The sequence below is a fragment of the Streptomyces sp. NC-S4 genome, from assembly GCF_054353315.1.
In genome coordinates, this window is record NZ_CM135937.1 from 5273128 (window position 1) to 5287071 (window position 13944).

A 13944-nucleotide genomic window follows, 5' to 3' on the forward strand; every position below is an offset into this window, starting at 1 on the left:
ATGGTTCACCGCCGGTCGGCGGTACGCGACGTCAGCTCCCGGCGTGCCGGGCGACCACATCGCGAGCTGTGGGCAGGGCCGCCACCTGCAGCCGACGCATGGCGTCGAAGGCGGCCCCGTGCTCGGCGCGGATCAGGTCCGAACAGCGCCGGTGCAGGTCCTGCGCGGTGTCGGCGAGGCCGGTCGAGCGTGCGCACTCGGCCTGGGCGGTGGCCATCGGAACGTCCTCGGCCTCGGCGGCCGGACCGGTCCGTGCCAGTTGTCCGTCGCGCTGCCGGACCGGGTCCACGGCCGGGAAGCCGCGCCCGCCTACGCACTCGCTCCACCGGGCCAGCGCCGCCCGGAAGGCGGGGTCCTGGCCGACCCGGCCGGTGCGCACCGCGCCGAGCTGCTTGACGGTCTCGCTGGAGCCGTACCACAGGCGCACGTCCCCGTAGAGCTGCCGCCACGACGTGGCGATGCAGCCCCGGTCGCTGTGGCTCAGCGTGCCGCCGCCCGGGTTCTCGACCGCGAGCCCCTTCGCGTCGGGCCCCATGAGGGCCACGCCCAGGGCCTCCAGCCGCTCAGGGGAGAGCCCGCCCTGGTAGCGGCCGCGCGGGCCGGACGCCGCCTCCTCGTCCAGCTGCCGCTCGATCCCGCGCCCGAACCCGTGGCGGCGGGCCCAGTCCACGTCGTCCACGCCGTACGGGAAGTCACGCCAGTCCGGGTGCGGCACGCGCGGGACCGGCCAGTACGAGAATCCCTGCGCCCGCATGCAGTCCTGTACGAGCAGTTCTCCCGCGGTGTGGAGCACGTCCAGCTCGGCGGTCTCCAGGGCGCGCGGCGGGGCCGGCCGCCCGGCGCCGTCGGCCGGGAGAGCGGTCCGGGCCGCCACGGCGAGCAGCGCGCCGCAGGCCACCACGACGACGGCCGACCATCTCCTGCGCACGGCAGGACCCCCTTCCCGACGGCGCCTTACCGTCGGGAGTGAGCAAACCCTGCCGAAGTGCTGTGGTGAACCTGTGAGTTGATAGGTGGCGCGGTGACGGGAACCGGGCTAGGCCGTCTCAGATCAGTTCTTCGCCCCGGCCGCGGCGCCCCCGGGGCCAGCGCCGGTTGACCGCGAAGGCGCCGCCCGCCAGTACGGCCAGCACACCGCCCGCGACGGCCAGCGCGGTGCCCGCACCGCCGCCCGAGCTCTTGCCGGCCGCCGACGAGTCGTTCTCGTGCGACTGTGCCGGGGAGCCGTGCGAGGAGGTGTCCGCGCTCTTCGGCGGCACCAGCTCACCCACCGGCTTGACCTTCCCGGCCGCCGCGAAGCCCCAGTCGAAGAGCGCGGCGGTCTCCTCGTAGACCGAGTTCGCCCCGGCCGTCCCCGGATTCATCACCGTGACCAGCAGCTTCCTCGAACCCTGCTGCGCGGCGCCGGTGAAGGTGGAGCCGGCCATGGTGGTGTTCCCGTTCTTCACCCCGGCGATGCCCTTGTAGGGGGCGATGCCGCCGGCGCCCGTCATCAGCCGGTTGGTGTTCTGGATCTCGAAGTACTCCCGCGGCTTCCCCGCCTCCTGCAGCCCGGGGAACTTCGCGCTCACCGTGCCGCAGTACTCCCTGAAGTCCTGCTTCTGCAGTCCGGAGCGGGCCACGAGCGTCAGGTCGTACGCGCTCGACACCTGCTCCGGGGCGTCGTACCCGTCGGGGGACACCACGTGGGTGTCCAGGGCCTGCAGCTCCTCGGCATGGGCCTGCATGTCCTTGACGGTCTTCTCGACGCCGCCGTTCATGGCCGAAAGTACATGCACGGCGTCGTTGCCCGACCGCAGGAAGACCCCGAGCCACAGGTCGTGGACGGAGTACTCGAGATCCTCCTTGACGCCGACCAGGCTGCTGCCCGGCCCCACGCCCTCCATGTCCTTGTCGGTGACCCGGTGGACCTGGTCCTTGGGCAGGCCCGGCAGCACGGTGTCCGCGAAGAGCATCTTCATGGTCGAGGCCGGGGGCAGCCGCCAGTGCGCGTTGTGCGCGGCCAGCACCTCCCCGGACTCGGCGTCCGCCACGATCCACGACCGCCCGGTGAGGTTCGCCGGCAGCGCGGGCGCGCCCGGCAGCAGGTTCACCTGGGTCCCCGGCTGGCCGAGCAGGGATCCGCCGACCGTGGACATCGAGACGGGCGGAGCGGGGGCCGGCGGGGTCGGCGCGGCGTGCGCGGGAGCCGCCAGTGCGGTGGGCACCAGCAACGCGGCGGAAAGGACCGTCAGCGCGGTCGTCTTGGCAGACACGCAGGTGAAAGTACCTCCCGATGAGCTGGACAGCGCAGCGGACCGGCCAATTCCGGGCAACCGACCCCGGGACAGCCCACCCCGGCGCGTCCGTCCTGGGGACGAAACCGATACTGAAGGCATGAGACTCAGCCGTGCCGCCTCCTGGTTCCTGCTCGCCTTCGGAGTGTGGAGCTGGTTCATCTGGGTGTCTTTCGTCCGGAACCTGTGGAAGAACGGCAGTGGTCTCGCCTTCGATGCGGCCGGCGATCCCACGTCCTACTTCTGGGTGCACCTGACGCTCGCGGTGACGTCCTTTCTCCTGGGGACGGCGGTCGGTCTGATCGGGTTGCGCAGCGTCCTCGCCCTGCGGCGCTCGTCACGTACGGCGGACCGTCCCGACCGGGACACCCCGGCATGACGGTCCTGGTCTTCGTACTCGTCGCCCTGGCGGTCTGCGCCCTGCTCGTCCTGGTCCACCGCTGGCTCTGGATCCGCCTGGTCCGCGACACCACCGCCCCGGGCGGCCGGACCCGGCGCATCGGCACTGCCTTGGCCATCGCCCTGCCCCTCCTCTCCCTGGCCGCGCTCACCGCGGGCCGCGCGGGTGCCCCCTTCTGGCTCCAGCAGACGGTGGCCTGGCCCGGGTACCTCTGGCTCGCGGTACTCCTGTACCTGACCCTGACGATGCTGGTCGCGGAGCCGATCCGCGCGCTGTCGCTGCGCCGTCTGGCCCACCGCGATTCCGCCGGCCGGCCGGCCGACCGGCCCGAGCCCGTGGAGGTGCCCGCCGCGGCGGTGCCCGCGGCCGCCCCGGCCACCGCCGAGCGGCCCGCCGGGGGCGACGGGCTGAGCCGCCGCCGGTTCGTCGCCCGCACGGTCGGCGGGACGGCCGCCGCCGTGGCCCTCGGCACGGTCGGGGCCGGGGCCCACGGGGTACTGCGCGGGCCGAGCGTGAAGCGGGTGCGTGTCCCCCTCGCCAAACTGCCGCGTGCGGCACACGGTTTCCGGATCGCCGTCGTCAGCGACGTCCACCTCGGCCCGGTGCTCGGCCGCGCCCACACGCAGCGCATCGTCGACACCGTCAACCGCACCCAGCCCGACCTCATCGCCATCGTCGGCGACCTCGTCGACGGCAGCGTCCCCGACCTCGGGCCCGCCGCGGAGCCGCTGCGCCGGCTCGCCGCCCGCCACGGCTCGTACTTCGTCACCGGGAACCACGAGTACTTCTCGGGAGCCCAGCAGTGGATCGACCACGTCCGCGAGCTGGGGCTGAACCCGCTGGAGAACGCCCGCCGCGAGCTGCCGTACTTCGACCTCGCCGGGGTCAACGACATCCAGGGGGAGCGGGAGGGCAGCGGCCCCGACTTCCGGGCGGCCCTCGGCGACCGGGACCGGACCCGGGCCGCCGTGCTCCTCGCGCACCAGCCCGTCGTCATCCACGACGCCGTCCGCCACGGCGTCGACCTCCAGCTCTCCGGCCACACCCACGGCGGCCAGCTCTGGCCCGGCAACTACCTCGCGGAGCTCGCCAACCCCACCGTCGCCGGTCTGGAGCGCTACAGCGACACCCAGCTCTACGTGTCCCGGGGGGCCGGAGCGTGGGGGCCGCCGGTGCGGGTGGGGGCGCCGTCCGACATCACGGTCGTCGAACTCGCCTCATTTCAGGCCTGATCCGTGCCAAGCGTGCGGAGCCGCCGCCCCAACTGACCTTCCGGAGGCCGGAATTCCGTGATGGGATGACCGTTAATCGGACAGCGCGTCGCTGTCTTCGGTCATGGGGTGGGGTTCAGGGGATGCGGTCTGTCCGCTCGAAGATAATCGCGGCCGGGCTGGTCCTCGGCGTGGCCGGCGTGGGTGCCTGGCAGTTGCTGCCCGAGGACGGAGGCGGCCGCGGAGCGGTCCGGGTCGGAACGAGTGACGTCGTCTCCTCCCTCGACCCCGCCGGGGCGTACGACGCCGGTTCCTGGGCCCTGTTCAGCAACATCTACCAGTCGCTGATGACCATCAAGCCCGGCTCCGACGCCCCCGTGCCGGACGCCGCCGCCTCCTGCGGTTTCGTGGGCCAGAAGCTCGACGTCTACGCGTGCGAGCTCCGCTCCGACCTGAAGTTCGCGGGCGGCCGCACCATCACCGCGGAGGACGTCAAGCACTCCTTCGACCGCATCAAGGCGATCAACTCCGACCAGGGGCCGGCTCCGCTCTTCAACACGCTGCAGTCCGTCAAGGCCGAGGGGCGCACGGTCACCTTCAACCTCTCCGCCGGTGACTCCACCTTCCCCTTCAAGATCGCGACGGGCGCCGCCTCGATCGTCGACAAGGACAAGTACCCGGCGAAGTCCCTGCGCGAGGACGGCAAGGCGGACGGCTCCGGCCCGTACACGCTGGGCGGCTACAAGGCCGGTACGAGCGTCGAGCTGAGGCCCAACGGCTCGTACAAGGGCCAGGGCAAGCCGGCCCGCACGCCGGTCACCGTCAAGTACTTCAAGGACTCCGAGCAGCTCGACCAGGCCTGGAAGGCCCGCCAGATCGACGTCGCGCACCGGGACATGCCGCCCGCCGTGCTCGCCGGCCTCAACCCGGGCCTGAAGGACACCCGCTACCAGGCCTCCGGCGGCAGCGAGACCCGCTCCATCGTCTTCAACGTCCGCCCCGGCTCCACCGCGGCACCGCTCGCCGTCCGGCAGGCCGTCGCCGCCGTCCTGGACCGCGCCAAGGTGGCCACCGAGGTCCACCTGGGGACCGTCACCCCGCTGTACTCCCTGGTCCCGGCGGGCATCGCCGGCCACAGCACGCCGTTCTTCGACGCCTACCCGGCCCCCAACGTGGCCACCGCCAAGAAGCTCCTCAAGGACGCCGGGATCACCGGCCCGGTCCGCCTCAACCTGGGCGTGAACGTGCGCGGAGCGAACCTGCCCGAGGCCGAGGAGCTCAAGCGCCAGCTGGAGTCCACCACCCTCTTCCAGGTGACGATCAAGCCGGTCGACGTGTGGAACGACTTCCAGAAGGCCTACGCGGCGGGCGAGTTCGACGCCTACACCATCGGCTGGATCGCGGACTTCCCGGACGCGGACAACTTCCTCGCCCCGCTCGTCGGAGCCGACTCGTCCATGAACAACGGCTTCTCCGACAAGCACGTCGACGAGCTGATCACCCGTACCCAGTCCCACGCGGAACGGAGCGAGGCGGCCGCCGAGCTCCGCGACCTCCAGAAGCTGGTCGCCCAGCAGGCCCCGATGGTGCCGATCTGGCAGAAGAAGGACTACGTGATGTCCCGCGAGGACGTCACCGGAGCCCAGTACCTGTCCGACGGCACCGGCGTCTGGCGGCTGTGGGAACTCGACTGGCTGTAGCCCGCGCGTGCCCGCCGGCTACGCGGGGTCCGTCTCCGGGTACGGGTCCGAGGCCTTGCGCCGGGCCCCCGCCGTGGCCGTCTGGGCCATGCCCGGCAGGAAGTCCGCGAACAGCTCGTGCACTTCCCGCACCAGCGGCCGCAGCACCCGGAAGCGGGCCAGCACGATGCCCCGCGTGGTGAGCTGCGCGCCGCGCTCGGCGAGCCGGCGCGTCTTCTCGCTGTTCGGCGAGCGGTCGAAGACCCAGTACAGGACGAGGCCCATCTGCGCGAGCCACATCAGCTCGGGCAGTACGTCGGCCAGTTCGGCCGGCACCTTGGTCTTCGCGCCGGCCAGCACCTCGCGGTGGATGCTGATCGCCGCCTGCCGCGCCTGCTCGGACTCCGGCGAGAACGGGCTGAGCGGGCTTTCGGGATCCGCCGCGTTCTTGAAGAACTGGGAGGCGAACTCGTGGTACGGGGCCGCGATGTCCAGCCAGGCCGTCAACACGCCCGCGTACCGCTTCTGCAGATCGGTCTCGTTGTCCAGGATGGGCCGGACCGCGGCTTGGTGGGCGGCGCCGATCCGGTCGTAGAACCCCTGGACCAGGTGTTCCTTCGATTCGAAGTAGTAATAGGCGTTGCCGACCGAGACGCCGGCCTCCTTCGCGATACCCCGCATCGTCGTCTTGTCGAAGCCGCGCTCCTGGAAGAGGCGGAGCGCGGTTTCGAGGATGAGCGTGCGGGTCTGCTCGCTCTTGGGAGCCTTCTGATCAGTCACGGTGTATGAGCCTATCGGGGGACGGAGCACTCGTCGTCACAGGCCGGTCCCTCGGCGCCCTCGGGGTAACCCTCGGTACGCACGGCCTGCCGCCAGGCGGAAGCCGTGTGCATGGCCGCCCGGGCGAAGGGCCGGCCGGCCGGGGTGGCCAGCCAGTTCGCCTTCGGCCGGTGCTCGGCCAGCGCCCACAGGCACACGATGAAGGCGTCGGTCCCGGTCCACACCTGCCCCGAGTCCCCGATCACGGTGATCTCCCGCAGTGTCGAGGCGTGGTCGAGCCGGGGGAACCGCCGCCTCGCCTCCCAGGAGGCGGCGGGCACCAGGGCGAGCGGGACCAGCCGCCGCTGCCCGATGAGCCAGTGCCGGATGTGCACGCAGAGCGGGCAGTCGGCGTCGTAGAGGACGGTCAGCTTCCGTACGGGCGCGGCGGCGGTCGTCATGGCTCAGGCCCCGACCGGCGCGGTCCACCCCTGCGGGGGGACGGGCGGGGTCTGCTGGCGCTCCATGATCCCGCGGCGGCGCATCTTGTTCAGCACCCACACGTTCCCGAGGTGCATGACGCCGAGGACGAGCAGGACGACGCCGAGCTTGACCGAGAGCGCCTCGAAGAGGGCGCGGGGGGTCTGGATCTCCTCGCTCGAGCGGAGGTAGAGGGTCACGAAGCCGATGTTCACGAGGTAGAAGCCGACCACCAGGAGCTGGTTGACGGCGTCCGCGAGCTTCTCGTTCCCGTGCAGGACGTCGCTGATGAAGATGCGGCCGTTGCGGCTGAGCGTGCGGGCCACCCAGACGGTGAGGGCGATGCTGATGAGCAGGTAGATGACGTACGTGACAACGGTGAGGTCCATGTCCCCAGCCCCTTTGAACGTGTTCAAACTGCTGACGGAGATGACTGTAGGCCTCTTTTTGAACAAGTTCAAGCTGTGTTCAGAGGGTGCTGCGGAAGCGGTTCGCGACCAGGGCGACCGAGAGCATCGCGGTCATGACGCCGACGGCCAGGGTCAGCGTGCCGGCCCTGCCGCCGGCCATGGCCCAGCCGTTGCCGAGCAGCAGGGCGGTGCCGCCGGCGCGGGAGAGCAGGGCGTACCGGCGGTCGCCGGCGCGGCCGGAGCGGCGGCCCAGGACGAAGCAGGCGGCGATCAGTGAGAGGAAGGTGACCGACCCTGCGGCGAAGTGGGCGTAGCTGTGCCAGGTGAGGGTGGCCGGCGGTCCGTACGGGGTCCCCGCGGGGAAGCCGTCGGCCGGGTCCATGACGAACACCCCCGCGGCGATCATGCCGACGCCGGCGACGCGCACCAGACGCGGCGCCCAGGTGCCCCCGGTCCCCCCGGCCAGGGCCCGGCGCAGGCCGGCGGCGCCCACGGCGAGCAGGGCCCCGACGATCACGAAGTCGGCGATCTGGAGCCACCCCAGGGACCCGTTGCTCAGGGCGCTCAACGGGTGGCGGGTGATGTCGAAGCCCTCGCGGAGGGCGGCCTGGGACAGGGCGACGGCCGCCCACAGCGGGGTCGCCGCGACCACGCAGGCGAGCAGGGAGCGGGTGGCGGTCCGGGTGCGGGATCCGGTCGCGGGGGCGGTGGTGGCGGTCATGGCGGGTGCCTCTCGGGTCGTCTCCGGTGCTTGCGACCACACGTCGATCCGGCGATGTGACAGGGAACGGCCGCCGTTCCCTGTCACATCGGCCCGTTCGACGTGTTGTCGCAAGCACCGCACGACCGAGAGAAGGACCCCATGCGCTACCTGATGACGACCCGGCCCACCGACACCGCCCCCGACGAGAAGCTGTACGCCGAGATGGGCAGGTTCATCGAGGAACTGTCGGCGGCCGGTGTCCTGCTGGCGACCGGCGGCCTGGAGCCGGGCGGCGTCCTGGTGACGTCGCTCGGGGACGAAATCACCGTGACGGACGGGCCCTTCGCCGAGGCCAAGGAGGCCGTGGCCGGCTTCGCCCTGATCGAGGTCCGCTCCAAGGAGGAGGCGATCGAGCTGGCCCGCCGCTTCCGCAGGATCGTCGGCGACGGCGAGAGCGTGGTCCAGCAGGTCTTCGGACCCTGATCCGTCGGCGCCGGCACCGGCGCCGCCGACGCCACCGCGCCCCGAATCCGGCCCCGGCTTGCGTGCGAGCCGGGGCCGGTGCTGTGATCGTCCCCGTGCCGGACACCCATCGCACGATCGACGCCGTCTGGAAGCTGGAGTCCGCGAAGATCATCGCCGGGCTCACGCGGATGGTCCACGACGTCGGCCTCGCCGAGGAACTGGCCCAGGACGCGCTCGTCGCCGCACTCGAACAGTGGCCCGCCTCGGGAATCCCCGACAACCCCGGCGCCTGGCTGACGACCACGGCCAAGCGGCGGGCGGTCGACCGCATCCGGCGCGACCGGCGGCTGACGCACAAGCAGGAACAGCTCGCCCACGAGCTGGAACAGCAGCGGGAACCCGAACAGGACGACGTCCTGCGGCTGATGCTCATCTCCTGCCACCCCGTCCTGCCGACCGGGGCCCGGGCCGCGCTCACGCTCCGGCTGCTCGGCGGTCTGACGGCCGAGGAGATCGCCCGCGCCTTCCTCGTCACCACGGCCGCGATCACCCAGCGCATCGCCGCAGCCAAGCGGACCCTGGCCGAGCGGCAGGTGCCCTTCGACCTGCCGGACGAAGCCGAGCTGCCCGAACGCCTCTCGTCCGTCCTGGAAGTCATCTACCTGATCTTCAACGAGGGTTACTCGGCGACCTCGGGCGACGACCTGATGCGGCCCGGACTCTGCCTCGAAGCCCTGCGGCTGGGCCGGCTGCTGGCGGAACTGGCGCCGCAGGAGGCCGAGGTGCACGCACTCGTGGCCCTGATGGAGATCCACGCCTCCCGCTCGGCCGCGCGCACCGGCCCCTCGGGCGAGCCCGTACAGCTGCACGAGCAGCACCGCGGACGCTGGGACCAGCTGCTCATCCGCCGCGGGTTCACCGCGATGCTGCGCGCCCGGCAGGTCGGGGGTGCGTCACCCGGCCCGTACCTCCTGCAGGCGGCGATAGCCGTGTGCCATGCGCAGGCCGCCAGCGCCGAGGACACCGACTGGGCCCGGATAGCCGGCCTGTACGAGGCCCTGGCACGGCTGCTGCCGACGCCGGTCGTCCAGCTCAACCGGGCCGTGTCGCTCGGGATGGCGTACGGTCCCCAGGCCGGCCTGGACCTGGTCGACTCCCTGACCGCCGATCCCGCACTGCGCGACTACCACCTCCTGCCGAGCGTCAGGGGAGACCTGCTGGCGCGGCTCGACCGGCACCGGGAAGCGCGGCTGGAGTTCCACCGGGCGGCGGCCCTCACCCGGAACGCCGCCGAGCGCGCTTTTCTGGAGCGGCGCGCGGAGGCGATCGCCGGACCGGACCCGGCCGGTCCCGCGCTCGGGGAGGCCGCCCGCGACTTCCTCGCCCGCGGCGACCTGGACCCGGCGACGGTCCGCTCCTACGGACAGACCCTGCGGAGGCTGTGCCTGGCCCTCGGCGACCGGCGGCCGCTGGCCTCGCTGACCGCCGGCCAGGTGGCGGGCGTCTTCGGGGCGGCCTGGGGCGGGGCGGCGGCCAGGACCTGGAACCGGCACCGCTCGGCCGTGCGGTCCTTCGGCTCCTGGGCCGGCCTGGACGACCTGGCGGCAGGGCTGGAGCGGCGCGCGGAGAGCGGCTCCCGGGCACCGGCGCTGGGCCCCGCCCAGCTGGACGCGCTCTTCGCCCGCCCGGACCTGCCCCTGCGCGAACGGACGCTGTGGCGGCTCCTGCACGAGTCGGGAGCCGGGGCGAAGGCGGTCCTTTCGCTGAACGTCGAGGACCTCGACCTGGCGGACCGCCGGGCTCCGGCCGGCCGCACCTGGGTGAGCTGGCGCTCGGGGACCGCCCGTCTCCTGCCCGGGCTGCTGGCCGGCCGGACCCGGGGCCCGGTGTTCCTCTCCGACCGGCGGCCCGGACCGGGCCGGACGCCCGCACCGGCCGACCTCTGCCCGCAGACGGGCCGGCGCCGGCTCTCCTACGAGCGGGCCGAGTACCTCTTCAAGGAGGCCACCAGGTCCCTGGACCCGGCGGCCGGCGGCTACACGCTGGGCCGGCTCCGGCCCGGCCCGGCGGAGCGCGTGCCTCACATGCTCATCGACCGCGCGTAGTTGAGCTGGCCCATCACCCACTGGTAGGTGTACGCGTCCACCGCCGGGATCATCGTGGAGTGGTGGCGGCCGCCGCTGGTGACCGTGACCTGGATGTAGCCGGTGGTGGTCTTCTGCTTCATCAGCAGGAAGAGCAGGCCGAGCAGGCAGAAGAGGAAGAAGATGATCGCGAGCACGATCGCGTGCGGCGGGATCTTCTCCTCGGTGCGCGAGAAGTCGGTCGCGTTCCACATCGCGCCCCGCAGCGGCATGGTGCCCGACGGGGTGATGATCTGGTCCCCGGCGATGGTGATGTCACCGAGGGACAGACCGGCTCCGCCGACCGGGGCGGCGGCCTGGAAGGCAGGGGCCGGGATACCGGCGCCGCCGATGGTCGGCTGGTAGGCCGGAGGCGCCGGATAGGGCTGCGGGTATCCGTAACTGGCTTCGCCGGGACCCCACTTGTAGTCACCCTGGCCGGCGGGGTCGCTCGTGTACGGGTTCGGCTGCTGCTCGCTCATGCCACCGATCCTTCCACAGGGACTCCCTCCCCGTACCCCCGGTCCCGCAACCAGGTCAGAGCGCCGCACCGGCCGGGGCCGCGATGTGCCGCCGCATCAACTCGCGGTCCCTGCTTGCCGGAAGGGGCGAGCGGACGACCGTGCGGTGTGCCCTCGGAGAGCGCGGGCAGGACGAACAACTGCCTTTGCTGGGCGGGCTTCAGCAGCCGGCCGCGCAGCAGGCCGGTCATGAACCGCTCCAGGTCGGGGGCGTTGGAGAGCGTGCCGCCCTCGGCCGAGGCCCACGGCTCGATCTCGCCCGCCGCCGGCGAGCACCGGCGCGGGAGCGGTGCGGTCGGGGCAGGGGAACGACGAGGCCCCGCCCCCGGACGAACCGGGGACGGGGCCGAGACCGACGGACGGAGTCCGGCGCGTCGAGAAGGCTAGAAGCGGCGCGTGATCAGCGCACGCTTGACTTCCTGGATCGCCTTCGTGACCTCGATGCCACGCGGGCACGCGTCGGTGCAGTTGAAGGTCGTGCGGCAGCGCCACACGCCGTCCTTGTCGTTCAGGATCTCCAGCCGCTGCTCGCCGGCCTCGTCACGCGAGTCGAAGATGAAGCGGTGGGCGTTGACGATCGCCGCCGGGCCGAAGTACTGGCCGTCGTTCCAGAACACCGGGCACGAGGACGTGCACGCGGCGCACAGGATGCACTTGGTGGTGTCGTCGAAGCGCTCGCGGTCCTCGGCGGACTGCAGGCGCTCGCGCGTCGGCTCGTTGCCCTTGGTGACCAGGAACGGCATGACGTCGCGGTACGCCTGGAAGAAGGGCTCCATGTCGACCACGAGGTCCTTCATCACCGTGAGGCCCTTGATGGCCTCGACGGTGATCGGCTTCTCCGGGTTGATGTCCTTGATCAGCGTCTTGCAGGCGAGCCTGTTCTTGCCGTTGATCCGCATCGCGTCGGAGCCGCAGATGCCGTGCGCGCACGAGCGGCGGAAGGTCAGCGTGCCGTCGAGGTCCCACTTGATCTTGTGGAGACCGTCGAGCACGCGCTCCTTCGGGTCGATCTCGACCTGGAAGTCCTGCCAGGTCGACTCCTCGGAGATCTCCGGGTTGAAGCGGCGGATCCGGAACGTGACCGTGATGAACGGCGAGGCGGCGGCCGCCGCCTCCATCTTGTCCAGGGTGGGGGTGGCCATCAGTACTTACGCTCCATCGGCTGGTAGCGGGTGACGACGACGGGCTTGTAGTCCAGCCGGACGGAGTCCTTGCCGTCGTCGCCGACCTCGCGGTACGCCATGGTGTGGCGCATGAAGTTGACGTCGTCGCGGTTCGGGTAGTCCTCGCGGTAGTGACCGCCGCGGGACTCCTTGCGCGCCAGGGCGGACACGGCCATGACCTCGGCCAGGTCGAGCAGGTTGCCCAGCTCGATGGCCTCCAGCAGGTCCGTGTTGAAGCGCTTGCCCTTGTCCTGGACGGACACGTTCTTGTAGCGCTCGCGCAGCTCCGCGATCTTCTCGACCGCGGTCTTGATGGTCTGCTCCGTACGGAACACCATCACGTTCGCGTCCATCGTCTCCTGGAGCTCCAGACGCAGGTCGGCGACCCGCTCGTTGCCCGTGGAGTTGCGCAGGTGCTCGACGAGGTCGGCGACCTGCTGCGCCGGGTTCTCCGGGAGCTCGACGAAGTCGTTCTCCTGGGAGTACTTGGCGGCGGCGATGCCGGAGCGCTTGCCGAAGACGTTGATGTCCAGCAGCGAGTTGGTGCCCAGGCGGTTCGCGCCGTGCACCGACACGCACGCGACCTCGCCGGCCGCGTACAGGCCCGGGACGACGGTGGTGTTGTCCGACAGGACCTCACCCTCGACGTTGGTCGGGATGCCGCCCATGGCGTAGTGCGCGGTGGGCTGGATCGGGATCGGGTCCGTGTACGGCTCGATGCCCAGGTAGGTGCGCGCGAACTCGGTGATGTCCGGGAGCTTCGCGTCGAGCTGCTCCGGCGGCAGGTGCGTCAGGTCCAGGTACACGTGGTCACCGGCCGGACCGCAGCCGCGGCCCTCACGGATCTCGGTGTAGATGGAGCGCGAGACGACGTCACGGGACGCGAGGTCCTTCATGACCGGCGCGTACTTCTCCATGAAGCGCTCGCCGTCCTTGTTGCGGAGGATGCCGCCCTCACCGCGGGCGCCCTCCGTCAGCAGGATGCCCATGCGCCAGATGCCCGTCGGGTGGAACTGGAAGAACTCCATGTCCTCCAGCGGCAGGCCGCGGCGGTAGCAAGCCGCCTGGCCGTCACCCGTGAGGGTGTGCGCGTTGGAGGTCACCTTGAAGAACTTGCCGGTGCCGCCGGAGGCGTAGATGACGGCCTTGGCCTGGAACACGTGGATCTCGCCGGTGGCGAGCTCGTACGCGACCACACCGGCCGACTTCTTGACGCCGTCCTCCTCGACCAGGAGCTGGTCCAGGACGTAGAACTCGTTGAAGAACTCCACGCCCTCCTTGACGCAGTTCTGGTACAGCGTCTGGAGGATCATGTGACCGGTGCGGTCCGCGGCGTAGCAGGACCGGCGGACCGGGGCCTCGCCGTGGTTGCGGGAGTGACCGCCGAAGCGGCGCTGGTCGATGGTGCCGTCCGGGGTGCGGTTGAACGGCAGGCCCATCTTCTCCAGGTCGAGGACCGCGTCGATGGCCTCCTTCGCCAGGATCTCGGCGGCGTCCTGGTCGACCAGGTAGTCACCGCCCTTGACCGTGTCGAAGGTGTGCCACTCCCAGTTGTCCTCTTCCACGTTGGCCAGCGCGGCGGCCATGCCGCCCTGCGCGGCGCCCGTGTGGGAGCGGGTGGGGTACAGCTTCGTCAGCACGGCGGTGCGGCTGCGCTTCGTCGACTCGATGGCGGCGCGCATGCCCGCGCCACCTGCGCCGACGATGACGGTGTCGTACTTGTGGATCTTCATTGGTTTCGCCTCAGCCCCGTT

Annotated in this window: 14 protein-coding genes; 5 read left to right on the forward strand and 9 right to left on the reverse strand. The window is 71.5% G+C overall.

The window, feature by feature from the left end; all coding sequences use genetic code 11:
- Positions 1-31: 31 nt before the first annotated feature.
- Positions 32-928, reverse strand: a complete 897-nt coding sequence (locus ACXNSR_RS23830) for a hypothetical protein (protein ID WP_458637511.1) — start codon at positions 926-928, stop codon at positions 32-34.
- 118 nt (positions 929-1046) lie between these two features.
- Positions 1047-2255 (reverse strand): D-alanyl-D-alanine carboxypeptidase family protein, encoded by a 1209-nt coding sequence (locus ACXNSR_RS23835; RefSeq protein WP_458637512.1) that lies wholly within the window; start codon positions 2253-2255, stop codon positions 1047-1049.
- Between the two features lie 121 nt (positions 2256-2376).
- Here ACXNSR_RS23835 and ACXNSR_RS23840 point away from each other — a divergent pair, with 121 nt between their 5' ends.
- The 3 genes from ACXNSR_RS23840 to ACXNSR_RS23850 all read left to right on the forward strand — a co-directional run bounded on the left by ACXNSR_RS23840 (position 2377) and on the right by ACXNSR_RS23850 (position 5587).
- The gene (locus tag ACXNSR_RS23840) at positions 2377-2655 is read left to right on the forward strand and encodes an SCO4848 family membrane protein (protein WP_458637513.1); all 279 of its coding nucleotides are present in this window, start codon (positions 2377-2379) and stop codon (positions 2653-2655) included.
- Positions 2652-3908, forward strand: coding sequence for a metallophosphoesterase (locus ACXNSR_RS23845; RefSeq protein ID WP_458637514.1), 1257 nt, complete (start codon positions 2652-2654; stop codon positions 3906-3908). The genes ACXNSR_RS23840 and ACXNSR_RS23845 overlap by 4 nt, the downstream gene beginning before the upstream one ends.
- 122 nt (positions 3909-4030) lie before the next feature.
- Positions 4031-5587: an ABC transporter substrate-binding protein gene (locus tag ACXNSR_RS23850; protein ID WP_458637515.1), complete on the forward strand. Its 1557-nt coding sequence runs from the start codon at positions 4031-4033 to the stop codon at positions 5585-5587.
- Positions 5588-5605: 18 nt separating this feature from the next.
- On the opposite strand, the gene ACXNSR_RS23855 is transcribed toward ACXNSR_RS23850, so the two are convergent.
- The 4 genes from ACXNSR_RS23855 to ACXNSR_RS23870 all read right to left on the reverse strand — a co-directional run bounded on the left by ACXNSR_RS23855 (position 5606) and on the right by ACXNSR_RS23870 (position 7936).
- A complete protein-coding gene (locus tag ACXNSR_RS23855; protein WP_458637516.1) occupies positions 5606-6346 on the reverse strand; it encodes a TetR family transcriptional regulator in 741 nt (246 codons plus the stop codon).
- An 11-nt stretch (positions 6347-6357) separates the two neighbouring features.
- Positions 6358-6786, reverse strand: coding sequence for a thiol-disulfide oxidoreductase DCC family protein (locus ACXNSR_RS23860; protein WP_458637517.1), 429 nt, complete (start codon positions 6784-6786; stop codon positions 6358-6360).
- A 3-nt stretch (positions 6787-6789) separates the two neighbouring features.
- On the reverse strand, positions 6790-7194 hold the full coding sequence (locus tag ACXNSR_RS23865) for a hypothetical protein (RefSeq protein ID WP_458637518.1): 405 nt from the start codon (positions 7192-7194) through the stop codon (positions 6790-6792).
- 79 nt (positions 7195-7273) lie between these two features.
- The gene (locus ACXNSR_RS23870) at positions 7274-7936 is read right to left on the reverse strand and encodes a DUF998 domain-containing protein (protein WP_458637519.1); all 663 of its coding nucleotides are present in this window, start codon (positions 7934-7936) and stop codon (positions 7274-7276) included.
- Positions 7937-8077: 141 nt separating this feature from the next.
- On the opposite strand from ACXNSR_RS23870, the gene ACXNSR_RS23875 reads away from it, so the two are divergent.
- A complete protein-coding gene (locus ACXNSR_RS23875; RefSeq protein WP_458637520.1) occupies positions 8078-8401 on the forward strand; it encodes a YciI family protein in 324 nt (107 codons plus the stop codon).
- A 95-nt stretch (positions 8402-8496) separates the two neighbouring features.
- Positions 8497-10488 (forward strand): sigma-70 family RNA polymerase sigma factor, encoded by a 1992-nt coding sequence (locus ACXNSR_RS23880; protein WP_458637521.1) that lies wholly within the window; start codon positions 8497-8499, stop codon positions 10486-10488.
- On the opposite strand, the gene ACXNSR_RS23885 is transcribed toward ACXNSR_RS23880, so the two are convergent.
- The 3 genes from ACXNSR_RS23885 to sdhA form a co-directional block, all read right to left on the reverse strand.
- A complete protein-coding gene (locus tag ACXNSR_RS23885) occupies positions 10464-10988 on the reverse strand; it encodes a hypothetical protein (protein WP_458637522.1) in 525 nt (174 codons plus the stop codon). The two genes, ACXNSR_RS23880 and ACXNSR_RS23885, sit on opposite strands and share 25 nt — an antisense overlap.
- A gap of 422 nt (positions 10989-11410) precedes the next feature.
- Entirely contained in the window at positions 11411-12169 is a 759-nt protein-coding gene (locus ACXNSR_RS23890) for a succinate dehydrogenase iron-sulfur subunit (RefSeq protein WP_189733159.1), read from the reverse strand.
- Entirely contained in the window at positions 12169-13923 is a 1755-nt protein-coding gene (gene sdhA, locus ACXNSR_RS23895; RefSeq protein WP_458637523.1) for a succinate dehydrogenase flavoprotein subunit, read from the reverse strand. Before sdhA ends, ACXNSR_RS23890 begins: the two co-directional genes overlap by 1 nt.
- Between the last annotated feature and the right edge of the window lie 21 nt (positions 13924-13944).

Coding starts and splice junctions, on each gene's coding strand:
- ACXNSR_RS23840 (WP_458637513.1), top strand. CDS start 2,377: ATGAGACTCAGCCGTGCCGCCTCCTGGTTCCTGCTCGCCTTCGGAGTG.
- ACXNSR_RS23845 (WP_458637514.1), top strand. CDS start 2,652: ATGACGGTCCTGGTCTTCGTACTCGTCGCCCTGGCGGTCTGCGCCCTG.
- ACXNSR_RS23850 (WP_458637515.1), top strand. CDS start 4,031: ATGCGGTCTGTCCGCTCGAAGATAATCGCGGCCGGGCTGGTCCTCGGC.
- ACXNSR_RS23860 (WP_458637517.1), bottom strand. CDS start 6,786: ATGACGACCGCCGCCGCGCCCGTACGGAAGCTGACCGTCCTCTACGAC.
- ACXNSR_RS23865 (WP_458637518.1), bottom strand. CDS start 7,194: ATGGACCTCACCGTTGTCACGTACGTCATCTACCTGCTCATCAGCATC.
- ACXNSR_RS23870 (WP_458637519.1), bottom strand. CDS start 7,936: ATGACCGCCACCACCGCCCCCGCGACCGGATCCCGCACCCGGACCGCC.
- ACXNSR_RS23875 (WP_458637520.1), top strand. CDS start 8,078: ATGCGCTACCTGATGACGACCCGGCCCACCGACACCGCCCCCGACGAG.
- ACXNSR_RS23885 (WP_458637522.1), bottom strand. CDS start 10,988: ATGAGCGAGCAGCAGCCGAACCCGTACACGAGCGACCCCGCCGGCCAG.
- ACXNSR_RS23890 (WP_189733159.1), bottom strand. CDS start 12,169: ATGGCCACCCCCACCCTGGACAAGATGGAGGCGGCGGCCGCCGCCTCG.
- sdhA (WP_458637523.1), bottom strand. CDS start 13,923: ATGAAGATCCACAAGTACGACACCGTCATCGTCGGCGCAGGTGGCGCG.